General features: G+C 35.1%; 9 protein-coding genes. 4 read left to right on the top strand and 5 right to left on the bottom strand.

What is annotated here, in order from left to right; translation table 11 throughout:
* Nucleotides 1-251 precede the first annotated feature (251 nt).
* Together BC781_RS13540 and BC781_RS13535 are read left to right on the top strand one after the other, a co-directional pair.
* Nucleotides 252-776, top strand: coding sequence for a hypothetical protein (locus tag BC781_RS13540; protein WP_109618597.1), 525 nt, complete (start codon nt 252-254; stop codon nt 774-776).
* 255 nt (nt 777-1,031) lie between these two features.
* Nucleotides 1,032-3,098 (top strand): S9 family peptidase, encoded by a 2,067-nt coding sequence (locus BC781_RS13535; protein WP_109618595.1) that lies wholly within the window; start codon nt 1,032-1,034, stop codon nt 3,096-3,098.
* A 633-nt stretch (nt 3,099-3,731) separates the two neighbouring features.
* Here BC781_RS13535 and BC781_RS13530 read toward each other — a convergent pair.
* The 3 genes from BC781_RS13530 to BC781_RS13520 all read right to left on the bottom strand — a co-directional run bounded on the left by BC781_RS13530 (nt 3,732) and on the right by BC781_RS13520 (nt 6,784).
* Nucleotides 3,732-4,568 carry a Brp/Blh family beta-carotene 15,15'-dioxygenase gene (locus BC781_RS13530; RefSeq protein WP_158281477.1) on the bottom strand — a complete coding sequence of 279 codons (837 nt, stop codon included), beginning with the start codon at nt 4,566-4,568 and terminating at the stop codon, nt 3,732-3,734.
* Nucleotides 4,569-4,681: 113 nt separating this feature from the next.
* Nucleotides 4,682-5,440, bottom strand: a complete 759-nt coding sequence (locus BC781_RS13525) for a bacteriorhodopsin-like (protein ID WP_109618591.1) — start codon at nt 5,438-5,440, stop codon at nt 4,682-4,684.
* Nucleotides 5,441-5,737: 297 nt separating this feature from the next.
* Entirely contained in the window at nt 5,738-6,784 is a 1,047-nt protein-coding gene (locus BC781_RS13520) for a quinone-dependent dihydroorotate dehydrogenase (RefSeq protein WP_109618589.1), read from the bottom strand.
* Nucleotides 6,785-7,277: 493 nt separating this feature from the next.
* Here BC781_RS13520 and BC781_RS13515 point away from each other — a divergent pair, with 493 nt between their 5' ends.
* Nucleotides 7,278-9,671, top strand: coding sequence for an alpha-ketoacid dehydrogenase subunit alpha/beta (locus BC781_RS13515; RefSeq protein ID WP_109618587.1), 2,394 nt, complete (start codon nt 7,278-7,280; stop codon nt 9,669-9,671).
* A gap of 103 nt (nt 9,672-9,774) precedes the next feature.
* Nucleotides 9,775-10,326 (top strand): hypothetical protein, encoded by a 552-nt coding sequence (locus BC781_RS13510; RefSeq protein ID WP_109618585.1) that lies wholly within the window; start codon nt 9,775-9,777, stop codon nt 10,324-10,326.
* An 83-nt stretch (nt 10,327-10,409) separates the two neighbouring features.
* Here BC781_RS13510 and BC781_RS13505 read toward each other — a convergent pair whose 3' ends face one another.
* Nucleotides 10,410-11,111 (bottom strand): hypothetical protein, encoded by a 702-nt coding sequence (locus tag BC781_RS13505; RefSeq protein WP_109618583.1) that lies wholly within the window; start codon nt 11,109-11,111, stop codon nt 10,410-10,412.
* 157 nt (nt 11,112-11,268) lie between these two features.
* Nucleotides 11,269-12,483, bottom strand: coding sequence for a porin (locus BC781_RS13500; protein WP_109618581.1), 1,215 nt, complete (start codon nt 12,481-12,483; stop codon nt 11,269-11,271).
* Nucleotides 12,484-12,772 lie beyond the last annotated feature (289 nt).

Here is a 12,772-nt window from a genome sequence, read left to right as displayed (position 1 = left end):
AGAACTATTCCCAAATGGAAAATGAAAGATTTCATTTGATTCCTAATATAAAGTCGACCTCTCTTTTAATCACCTCCCCCTCTATAACATTGTACTTTTCTAAAGTTAGCTAGGACTTGAAGCTGAATTTTAAAGGACACAACAGATAAATGAAAAATTCATCCTACGTAAGGAACTACGTACTTTTATTAACAGTTATTAAGTAAATGAATCAACAAATTTATAGCATGACCTCAAACTCTTAATCCCCAATGAGAGCCTTCACTACTTTACTACTTCTATTATTGACTGGCACATTGTTCGCTCCATCTGTAAATAAAAGTGCAGAAAAAGAGATAACACACAATGATGTGAAATCATTTGTATACAAATGGTTTGCGAACATAGAAAAGAAAGAAGACCGTAAGTTTTTTCACAAACATCTTCCTAAAGAAAAAATTGATATGTTATTCCCTGACTTTCCAATTCGTACAACTGAAGAATTTGATCGGTGGTATGAGATGGAATTAGACAAACTAAGCTGGAACTCCCATGATATTTCAGAACTGAAAGTAAATGGGAATGAAACGCTTGGTTGGAAAATCAGTATTGATTTGACTTGGGAAACAAAAACTGAAAACAACAAAGCAAACTACTTGAATCAGACTCATACTTGGGATGTAGTAGCTGATAACAAACAAAACTTCGTCATCAAGAAATTTAGGGTTAAGAATAAAGAAGTAAAAAATCCATATGCTCAGCAAGAGCAAAACACAAATTGGAAAGCTGTTTTTTGAATGGCAGAAGATAGTACTAAGACAAAAGAATTTTACCAAAGTAAGTAAGACAACTCCTTAAGAATATGATTAAGGAGTTTTATTTTTTAAGACAATTAAACCTCATAATCAACACCATACAACTCCCTTCAGATTTTTTAGAATTTCATATTCACCAAATAAAACACTTTTAAAGGGCACTAATCCCCTATCAAAACTGCTTATTTTCATATATTGCCACGTTTTTATATTCATTTAAGCTAAACACAAAATTTCATGATCAGAAAAACGATGATCACACTCATGTTGGTGTGTAGTTCGCTTTTAGGATTCTCACAGGATGTTATGACTCCTGAATTACTGTGGGAACTCGGACGTGTAGGTAATGTACAAGTATCACCAGATCAAAAAACGGTATTGTATAGTGTTACCTATTACGATGTTCAAGAAAACAAAGGAAACGGCGATTTATATACTTTGAACTTGGAAACAAACAAAGTAACGCAAATCACAGAAACTCCTTATTCTGAATTTAGTGCCACTTGGAGAAGCAATGAAAAAATCGCTTTTCTTTCAGCTAAATCTGGAAGTGTACAATTGTATGAAATGAAAGCCGATGGTTCTGAACTTACTCAAGTAAGTGATATTGAAGGTGGAATTTCTACATACAATTATTCTCACAATGGAGAATTCCTAGCATTCTCGAAAGAGGTTAAAATTGATGAGACAACTGCAGATCTTTATCCTGAATTGAAAAAAGCTGAAGCTGTTGTTATCGATGACTTGATGTACCGTCACTGGGATCATTGGTCAGATGCTTACTACAGCCACGTATTTTATGCACCTATCGTAGATGGAAAAGTTTCTTCTGAAGCTAAAGACATTATGGAAGGTGAGCGTTTTGACGCTCCGACACAACCATTTGGTGGTGGAGAAGATATCACTTGGTCTGCTGACGATTCTAAAATCGTTTATGTTTCTAAGAAAAAAGCAGGTAAAGAATATGCCGTATCTACAGATACAGAGCTTTATTTCTACGACCTTGAAACAGGTAAAACTGAGAAGTTTGAAAACGGAGAAAAAGGTTATGATACACATCCTGTATTCTCTACCGATGGAAGTCGCTTGGCTTGGTTAGGAATGGCAAGAGACGGTTATGAGTCAGACAAAAATGTATTGTACGTTTATGACTTCAAACTTGGTAAAAAAGTAGCCGTAACAGGTAACTGGGATGAAACTGTAAGTAGTTTTATCTGGGGAAAGGATAATCGTACGTTCTATTTCTTAGCTCCTGTAGAAGCAACTTATCAACTTTTCGAAGTGAAACTTCCTAAGAAAATTGAGAAAGAAGAAATTGCTGCAGAAGACATCCGTATGATTACGAAAGGAGAACATAACTATGGTTCTTTAGCTGTTGCAGGAAATAAACTTATCGGTCTGAAGCAGTCTATGAAAGCTGCTAGCGAGATTTACAGTGTAGATATAAAGTCTGGTGAAGAGACTAAACTTACTACTGTAAACGACGAAATCTACAATACTATTGATAATGTAACGGTAGAGAAAAGATGGGTTCCGACTTCAGATGGCAAGAAAATGTTGGTTTGGGTTGTTTTACCTCCAAACTTTGACGAAAACAAAAAATACCCAGCCTTATTGTACTGTCAAGGTGGCCCTCAATCTCCAGTATCTCAATTCTATTCATTCCGTTGGAACTTCCAATTGATGGCATCTAAAGGTTATGTAGTTATTGCTCCAAACCGTAGAGGTCTTCCTTCTTTCGGTACAGAGTGGAATGAAGCTATTAGCCAAGATTGGGGCGGTCAGTCTATGGAAGACTACCTTGCTGCTGTAGATGATGTTTCAAAAGAATCTTATATCGATAAAGATAATATTGGTGCAGTAGGTGCAAGTTACGGAGGTTACTCAGTTTATATGCTTGCTGGTATCCACGAAGGTCGTTTCAGTGCGTTTATTTCTCACTGTGGTCTTTTCAATATGGAAAGCTGGTACGGAACTACTGAAGAGATGTTCTTTGCAAACTGGGATTTGGGTGCTCCTTACTGGGAATATCCTCAACACAAGACTTACACAAAATTCTCACCTCATAGATATGTTCAAAACTGGGATACTCCTATTTTGGTCATTCATGGAGGAAAAGATTTCCGTGTTCCAGAATCAGAAGGGATGCAAGCTTTCCAAGCTGCACAATTGCGTGGAATTCCTTCAAAATTCTTATATTTCCCGAATGAAGGACACTGGGTACTTAAGCCACAAAACGGTTTGATCTGGCATTCAGAATACTTCAAATGGTTAGACAAATGGTTAAAGTCTGATCAGCAATAATTTACCAAATCTGTATCTCAACAATTAGAAATATAAAGCCCCGCTGACTTCGGTCAAAAGGGCTTTTATCTTTTTTAGACTTTTCGAGGTTTTTCTATCTACTCAGAAGAAATTCACAAAAATTTAACATTGAAAAAATCTCTTTTGAAGTGATGTAAGTACTAGGATAAATGATCTTTCACAGTGGGTATAATCGTCCATTGATTTGATTGTACTCTTGACTGCGTCCGCCAATTTTCCTTGATGAAAAAGAATGTTGCACTCGCGAAAAAATCAAGTCCCATTCGATCATCCTCTCCACAAATCATCCCAAGCTTCGCACGATGGGACAAACCTCCCTCTTATGCGATTAGTGGGCTGTTTGCCTCAAAAGCGGAGAAGCGGTAGCTAGTGCGTTGACCGTTTTTTATGTGGCTTGATTTTTTTGCGCGAGTGCAACATTCGTTTCTTTGATCAAGCAAAGAAATGAAGGCTACAATTTGAAAAAGAAACACAATCTTCACTGTATATGAATTTCTATGAATGGAAAACAAGCCTATTTTCCTATGTCCACCTAATTAATCCACCAATAAATTCATCCATATAAAGGTGTAAATCCTCCTTATTTTCTAAACTCATCAAAATCTGATTTTACTACGTTAACTCTTCCTTTTTATAAAAACTCTTATAGAAAAGGTAGATCACAAATGTATGTGGCAAAGTAAGGATAGATAAGAATATAAGAATCAAAAGTATGTTTGATATTCCAATCACATCACTTCTCAAAACCATTATTCCCACAATAGAAAAACAAATACTGATTGCAGAATACGGAAAGAGAAGTTTTATGAACTTTTGAAATGAAAAATCGGCTATTTTTTGGGCTAAAAATTCATACTCTTCGTACAATACTCTACAAGAATGCCAAATAGTAAAATAGATCGTAAATGCGATCAACAACGGTAAAAAGTAGAAAATTGCTAGCAGTAAACTCAAAATGAATACCTCAGTGAAAAGCCTTTTCACCCCTATTCTTTTTTTCTTCAAATGAAATAACAGAAGTAATACTGTAAGACTTAGACTTAGCACAAATATAAGTAGAAATACATCATGTTGAAATATGAAACTTGATGATGCTAGCGTTTCAGATTCTTCAAATAGTTGAACCACTTCAGACAAGTTAAAAAGGACTAAACCTGATAGTAAAACCATCCCCCAAGACAATGCTAGAAAGTTATGTGATGCATCTGTTGAATTTGGAAGATCCGAAAACTGAGATTGCCCAAAATGGTAAGAAGATAATATTAGAAATGCGATAAGGCTAGGCGTAGGAAACAAAATCCAAAAAACAAGATAAACAGCCATTAAGCCCAAATAGATAGTATTGAAACGCAAAGTGCTAAATCTTTTTTCTTGCTTTTCATATAAAATATGGTCTATAGCGCCATGAGGTATTCCGAGAAATAGAATACAAATAATGGATAAATTCACCTGCATATCGCTATGCAGGGAATTTATCCAAGGAAAGAAAGATAATAAAATGATTGATATACAGGTAAAGATGATATTTCGCTTGTTCATTTTCTGTCAGATATTAAGCGAATCTATGCCGTGGCTACACTTCCTTTATTCTTTGAGGTTTCACTCATCGCAATTGAATAAACGACTAGACCAAAACCAATTTTATTAATAGCATCACCAATATTATAAATTAAGTCCATATCACGCACAGAGAGTAAAGCAGCCCCATCGGGTCCTAACCAACCACCTGGCATTGCCATATATCCAATTGGATAAATAGCCCAACCAGCAAATACAAACCATGCTAAAGCTCTAATACCTTTCTGTACTGCTACTGAATTTGACTTTTCTGCCAATTGTTTCGCTTCACCAAACCAAGCACTATACAGAATGTAAATGTATCCTAGTGTTGATAAAGTACCCCACAGTACAGAATGTCCCATACTTCCATCGGTAAATGCTTCTCCGATGTACCCACAAACTAACATCCATACAGAAGCTACGATCAATTTCCACATAAAGGAAATCTTTGCTCCTGCGGGCTTCAATAATAAATAGAACTCTACACACATGAGCGGAACTGTCAATGTCCAATCAATATACCTTAAGGCTGTTGGGTTTTCACCTGTAGCAGAGTAATAATCTCTCATGTAGAAGTAATGCACTGCTGCAATACCTGTAATGAGTCCAGAAACTAACAAAGAAAGTTTCCACTTATCGTCTACTCTTGTTCTTTCTAAGAAAAAGAACACACTCGCAGCAAACATAGCCATATACCCAGTGAAGAAAGTAAAGGCTACCGGGTCATCCTTTGCTATTGTAATAATCTCAAGAAACATCATAGTAGAATGGATTTAAATGAACAATAAATGTCAACTTTATCTCAGACATTAACTTGAATTTATCCTTGATTATAAAGGAATTACATCTATAACTACCCCTCCCCTATATAATGTTTTAAAAAAAAGTAAATTAAACACTTGTAATTAATAAAAGCTCAAAAAATAATCATGATCAATGTTATGGGATTTAGTATTTATAATTGTTTTACCTCATTTATAAAACCATGATAATTGCAAATAAAAAAAGACGCGATTCCTCGCGTCTTCATGATTGTTAGATAACTCTGTAATGTGTATCTATGCTTTAGTCTGATAATATTTCACCAAACCTTTATTGATATTTTTAACGATAGAAGGTCCTTCATATACAAAACCCGTATAAACTTGTACCAGAGATGCTCCTGCTTCAATTTTTTCAATTGCATCTTCTGCGGTGTAAATACCTCCAACTCCAATAATTTGAAGCTTACCGTTGGATTTCTGATTCAAATAACGAATTACCTCTGTAGAACGAGATTTTACAGGTTTACCACTCAACCCACCAGCTCCTATTTCTGTTACTTTATTCGTATCAGTTTTCAATCCTTCTCTGCTGATTGTAGTATTTGTAGCAATCACACCTTCAATTTTTGTATCTGCTACAATCTCAATGATATCATCAAGTTGAGAATCTGTCAAATCTGGAGCAATTTTCAAAAAGATTGGTTTTGGCGTACCCTTCTTTTCATTTAGAGCTTGAAGTGTACCCAATAGTTGAGTTAATGGCTCTTTATCTTGAAGCTCTCTCAAGTTTGGTGTATTTGGAGAACTTACATTGACCGTAAAGTAATCCACATGATCAAAAAGAGCGTTGAAACACTGAATGTAATCATTCACTGCTTCTTCATTTGGAGTCACCTTGTTCTTACCAATATTTCCTCCAACAATCACATTCCCTTTTCTAGCTTTAAGGTGTTTAACTGCAGCTTCTACACCTTCGTTATTAAAGCCCATTCTGTTAATCAGACCTTCGTCTTCTACAACTCTGAAAATTCTTGGTTTCGGATTTCCAGGTTGACCTTTTGGTGTCAGCGTACCAATCTCTATAAAACCAAATCCTAGATTCGCTAATTCATCGATGTGTGAAGCTTCTTTATCAAAACCTGCAGCCAAACCTACTGGAGATTTGAATTTCAAGCCAAATAAGTTCTTCTCAAGTGAAGGATGCTCATAAACAAAAAGTGAACGAGAGATACTTGAGACAAATGGAAGTTTCATTGACCACTTCAAAGTTCCGAATACCACGTGATGAATTGTCTCCGGTTGGAATAAATATAAGAGGGGTCTGATAATTGATTTATACATATTGTAGTCTAGATATTAATGAGGCAAATTATCAGGACGCAAAGATAAGTAAGTTTACATTAGATTACCAACTACAAATAATCCTAAATAGTAATCTTTTCAGATTATTTCCCTCAAAATTTGTTTACTAAAGTAGACAAGACTTAGTATTATTTGTAGCTAATTCAAAATAATACCACCAATAACAAAACATCAACAAAAGAAAATTTCTTCCATTAAAGGAAAAAATTATTTAAACAGAATAATATTCGCCAATTTAAATAATTAATAATCTATCTTATAGTACGAATATTGTACAAGCAAAACGATTAGTAAGTAGATTCAATTTATAGGTGTACTTAATAAACTTAAAGCAGGTTTCACTCAGTTTAAATTGTATTTTTTTTTGTTTATTTTGGTTTAATATTCTCTACCTGTACCAACCACAATGAGAGGTAGAAACTAAACCATGTTGAGAATTTAAAGATTATTCGCAGTGATTATACAAGACCATATGCAAACAAAATCAGATCTCAATAAGACAGAAATTCTGAACGACTATCGCCTAGTTTTAGAGAGTCGTCATGCCAGCTTAGTAGGTAGAAAAGAAGTCTTTATGGGGAAAGCCAAGTTTGGTATTTTCGGAGACGGTAAGGAGTTGGCACAGATAGCCATGGCAAAAGCTTTTAAGAACGGAGACTTCCGTTCAGGCTACTACAGAGACCAAACTTTTATGTTTGCGATAGGCGAACTAACTATCCAAGAATTTTTCGCTCAACTATATGCCCATACTGATGTTGAGGCAGAACCTTCTAGTGCAGGACGTTGTATGAACTCGCACTTTGCTACTCGTAGTATGAACGAAGACGGTTCGTGGAAAAATTTGATGGAGCAAAAAAACTCTGCTTCTGATATTTCTCCTACAGCAGGTCAAATGCCAAGACTTGTAGGTTTGGCTTACGCATCCAAACTGTATAGAGAAAACCCAGAATTAGCATCTTATACTCAATTTTCTAATAAAGGTAACGAAATCGCATTCGGTACTATCGGTAATGCATCTGCTGCGGAAGGACTATTCTTCGAAGCAATTAATGCTGCTGGTGTTTTACAGGTTCCAATGCTAATGTCTGTTTGGGATGATGGTTACGGTATTTCTGTACCGAATAGCTACCAGATGACAAAAGACAATGTGTCTGAAGTCTTGGCTGGTTTCCAAAGAGATGAAAATACAAAGGGCTATGAAATCATAACCGTAAATGGTTGGGATTATGTAGCACTGCAAGAAGCTTATTTTAAGGCTGAAAAAGTTTGTCGTGAGGAACATGTACCTGCTCTTATTCACGTAAGAGAAATCACACAGCCCCAAGGACACTCTTCATCGGGTTCTCATGAGCGTTACAAAAGTAAAGAACGTTTGGAATGGGAAACTGAATATGACTGTATTGTTCAGTTCAAGAAGTGGATCTTAGAAAATGAGCTTGCTACAGAAGAAGAATTAGCTCAAATTGACAAAGATGCTCAAGATACAGTAAAGAAAGCTCGTCAAGCTGCATGGAAAGCATTCCTTGCGTCTATGAAACCTGAGCATGAAGGCGCCTTAGCTTTAATTGATAAAGCAGCAAAAGCATTCCCTCAGCATACTGAAATTGCTCAGATTTATAACGAATTGAAAAAGGCATTGAATCCAATCCGATTGGATGCGATCAAAGCTGTTAAAAATGTATCGCGTATTCTTCGTTTTGAAGAAGGAGCTATTCGTGAAGATATCAGAGCTTGGCTTAAAAATGCTGAAGAGGTAAATCACGAAAGATATAGCTCATATTTATATAGCGAGTCTCCAAATTCGGCACTTAACGTAGAACGCGTAGCTCCAGAATACACAGGAGAAGAAAGCCCAATGGTAGATGGTCGTGAAGTAATGCAAGCGACTTTTGATCATATTTTCGCAAGAGATCCTAGAGTTTTTGCTATTGGAGAAGATGTAGGAAAAATTGGTGATGTAAACCAAGGTTTTGCTGGTCTTCAAGATAAATATGGTGAAATCAGAATCACAGATACAGGTATCCGTGAACCTACAATTATCGGACAAGGTGTAGGAGCTGCACTCAGAGGGTTGAGACCAATCACTGAAATTCAGTATTTGGATTATATCTACTATGCTCTTCAGACACTTACTGATGATTTAGCGTGTCTGCAGTACCGTACGAAAGGTGGACAAACTGCCCCATTGATTATCCGTACACGTGGTCACCGCTTGGAAGGTATCTGGCATTCAGGTTCTCCAATCGGAATGTTGCTTCACTCGCTGAGAGGTATCTATATCTTAGTACCTCGTAACATGACCAAAGCAGCAGGTTTCTACAACACAATGTTGAAATCTGATGATCCTGCAATTATCATTGAATGTTTGAATGGGTATCGCTTGAAAGAACAACTTCCAGCCAACCTTGATGACATGTGTGAACCAATTGGTGTTCCAGAAACAATCAGAGAAGGTAAAGATGTTACTATCGTAACTTACGGCTCGATGTGTAGAATCGTGATGGAAGCTGCAGATCAACTTTCTAAGTATGATATTGAGGTAGAAGTTATTGATGCACAATCACTACTTCCATTCGATAGACATCATCAGATTGTAGAATCAATCAAGAAAACAAACCGTGCAGTATTTGCTGACGAAGATGTAAGTGGTGGTGCATCTGCATTTATGATGCAAAAAGTTGTAGATGAGCAAGAGGCTTACAAATATCTTGACTCTAAACCAATCTGTATTTCGGGTAAAGATCACCGTCCTGCTTATGCATCAGATGGAGATTATTTCTCGAAACCAAATACAGAAACTGTTTTTGATACTATTTATGATATGATGCACGAAGCTGATCCAAAAAAATACCCAGCATTGTATTAGACATTTGGAGCTAAATTTGTGTTATAATATCACATAGATATGATTTCCCCTTTTTATCTTTTTAAAAAGGGGATTTTCTTTGACTAACATACTAAAATCAAAAATGAGAAAAAGTATTATTAGCCTACTCATTGCGCTATTCACAACAAGCATTGCATTTGCCCAAAGTAAGAGCAGTTTCCCGCTGATGGAAGTTGAAAACCTCAAAGACAAGGTGATGAACATCCCCAATGACTGCAAAGGTAAAATGACGATCATAGGTCTTGCTTACTCCAAAAAATCTGACGACTTACTCAAACAATGGTATCAACCTTTCTACGATACTTTCTTAGCAAAACCAACTGGAAATGAGCTTTTCCCAAAAGATGTTTATGATGTAAATATGTATTTTGTGGGTATGATCAGAGGGATTAACAAAACAGCTTCAGGAAAAATTGAAAAGGCTATGAAGAAAAATGTTATTCCCGAAATGCACAAGAATGTAACACTGTACCGTGGAGGTATTAAAGATTATAAAAAGCCTCTTGGATTAGACGGTAAAGACCTACCATACTTTTATGTATTAGACAAGAATGGAAAGATTGTTTACCAAACAAGCGGAGCTTATAACAAAAGAAAATTCAATGAAATTCTTGAAATATTAGATCAAGAATAATAAAAGTAAGACTGTCTTATTTGAATGAGACAGTCTTTTTTTCTGCTATAAATAACAATCAATTTAAAGTACACCTAATGATTCTAATCTTCTTCTATTTTAGATTCAAATGACTTATAATCATTTATCCAATAATCAATTCGTTTTTTACATTGCTCAATAAAGCTTAAATGCTCAGCATTGAGTAATTCATTTGTATTGGGGTCTGGGTTAAAATTATCTTCAAATGCTATATCATGCTTTGAACAAAAATCTCTGAGCTCTTGTATCATCTGAACACCGACAAGAAAACTCTCATTATCATACTTAAACCGTATTTTTTTATTAACATTATCTTGATTAATTACATCGATTGTGTCGTCCCAAAAAATTATCTTTTTTATCTCAACAGCTTTAAATGAAAGGATACCAAGTACGATAGTAGTCTTCTTTATCTTTACGATCAAAAAAAATTGAACTAAATAAATCAAAATTAAACTTTGCAAAAAAAAAGCAATACCCTTGAGCATCTCTTGATAATTCGCCTGAAGTAATAAATTGTAAAGGATAAAAATAAATGAACCCAAAAAAAATACACTCAAAAACACATATCTCAACCTAAAACCTTTCCATCTAGCCTTAAGAATAAAGGTTTCTGTCTGAATTGGAAGTCTTTGATTTCTAAATCTATACAACTGAATAAAATACCTTCTAAAACTCAAAAGTATTACAAAGTACAATAACTCAAGTTCATATTGCTTAAAAAGTCCAGTTACCCATTCAAAAAAAGTCCTAATCTGTTCCATTCGAGTATAAAAAGTATTTCACCTTAAGATAAAGCAATATAAATAAAGCTTAAAACACAACCATCAGTCCTTACATTTAAAACAAAGCTGAAACAAAAAAAGCAACTTTCCAGATCGGAAAGTTGCTCTTTATATCATTATACAAGCAATATTCATTTTAGAATAATTGTAATCTGTGTTTGACACCAATCATTATACTCGAATTACTGATATCTTCTACGCCAGCAGCATTTACTTGATCAACATAATTAAAACCTTGACTTGAAACGGCTAAATGTACTCTAAAACCATCTGCGTACCCGTATGGGTAATATTCAAAAGCAACAACTCCTGTTTGTGACGTAAACACATCACTTTGAGTTGAACTAGTTTCGCCATAGAAGCTTCCATCTTTAGTATTTGCTTTTTCATAAGCATACTTCACAAGTGCATGACATTTATCTGAAAAAGCATATCTATATTTTCCTACAACCCCATAATACTGAACATCTGTCATTAAGGTATTATCGTTACCCTCAAACTGCTGATAAACATCTGAAACCAATTTCATGTCATCCACATCCTCTGAAGAGTTATATACTTCAAACTCAAAGAATCTGTTTGGTTTCTTTTGGTTTATTCTAAATCCTAAGTTGACACGCTTTGTGAAAGCATCTTCATAGTTATTATACAACTGATATGACCATATCGGCTGAAGCTTTCCATCAAATAACGATCCGTACCAAAGTACGTTATATCCCATTGCTGCCCCAGTTTCATTCACACCTTCAGGTAAACGATCAGTTGACAGTGTATTATCAGCATTTACGATCTGAAAATTTAAATTTTGTGCACCAATATCATAAGAGAAGTTTACCCCTGTCAAGAATCCCTTACAGTAATTACCAATAAGAGTGTACTGATAGATATCGATTGGGTTATAATCAAATTCGTAACCACCTAGCATTTCAGCCTGCTTACCAAATTTAATTCTAAAATCGTCATTAACCTCATATTGTAACTCCATTACGTCAGTCGCAAAAGATAAACCATCTTGATTGCCATTTCCTGAAGTACTATTGATTCTTTGTCTAAAACGATAAGTAAGTCCGTCTGCTAACTCGCCCATCATTTCAATACGGAATTGATCTATCGTAAATTTATTATCTACAAATCCGTTTTGATCAAAATTTGATCGGTTATTTCCTTGGAAGTTAATAAGTAAGTTAAAACGATCATTTTTTTGTTTAAGTTGATCAACCTCTTGTTGTAAAAGATCAATTCTTTGTGCTAATGAATCAGGTTCTTGTGTCGGTTCTACAGACTGAGCATTTGCAAGTTTATTAGCAAACACGCCGCCTAGAACACACATTGTGTAAATTAATTTTCTCATAGTGAAGTGTGTGTGCGCTTCAGATTTTGAAGTTTATTTTACTGTCATTTAAAAATCAAAAGTAGAACAGCTAAATAAAGTATGACAATTCAATGCGATAACAGAAGTTAACTGTTTACCAATATTTAAAGCATCTCTAAAATCACTACCTCACTTTACATTTAATTAAAAACGCTGTTTAATATAGATATTCATGAATCTTTTTCAATATCACTTAACATATTCAAACACGTCTTATGTACCTTCTAATCTATTGCGTATACTTGCGGTTCATTTCTTCTAAAAAATC

This window comes from Sediminitomix flava, assembly GCF_003149185.1.
GTDB classification, from domain to species: domain Bacteria; phylum Bacteroidota; class Bacteroidia; order Cytophagales; family Flammeovirgaceae; genus Sediminitomix; species Sediminitomix flava.
This window is presented reverse-complemented; position numbering and strand designations above follow the sequence as displayed.

Bases quoted from the DNA above. Each gene is read 5' to 3' on its own strand.
- BC781_RS13540 (WP_109618597.1), top strand. From the start codon at position 252: ATGAGAGCCTTCACTACTTTACTACTTCTATTATTGACTGGCACATTG.
- BC781_RS13535 (WP_109618595.1), top strand. From the start codon at position 1,032: ATGATCAGAAAAACGATGATCACACTCATGTTGGTGTGTAGTTCGCTT.
- BC781_RS13525 (WP_109618591.1), bottom strand. From the start codon at position 5,440: ATGATGTTTCTTGAGATTATTACAATAGCAAAGGATGACCCGGTAGCC.
- BC781_RS13520 (WP_109618589.1), bottom strand. From the start codon at position 6,784: ATGTATAAATCAATTATCAGACCCCTCTTATATTTATTCCAACCGGAG.
- BC781_RS13515 (WP_109618587.1), top strand. From the start codon at position 7,278: ATGCAAACAAAATCAGATCTCAATAAGACAGAAATTCTGAACGACTAT.
- BC781_RS13510 (WP_109618585.1), top strand. From the start codon at position 9,775: ATGAGAAAAAGTATTATTAGCCTACTCATTGCGCTATTCACAACAAGC.
- BC781_RS13505 (WP_109618583.1), bottom strand. From the start codon at position 11,111: ATGGAACAGATTAGGACTTTTTTTGAATGGGTAACTGGACTTTTTAAG.
- BC781_RS13500 (WP_109618581.1), bottom strand. From the start codon at position 12,483: ATGAGAAAATTAATTTACACAATGTGTGTTCTAGGCGGCGTGTTTGCT.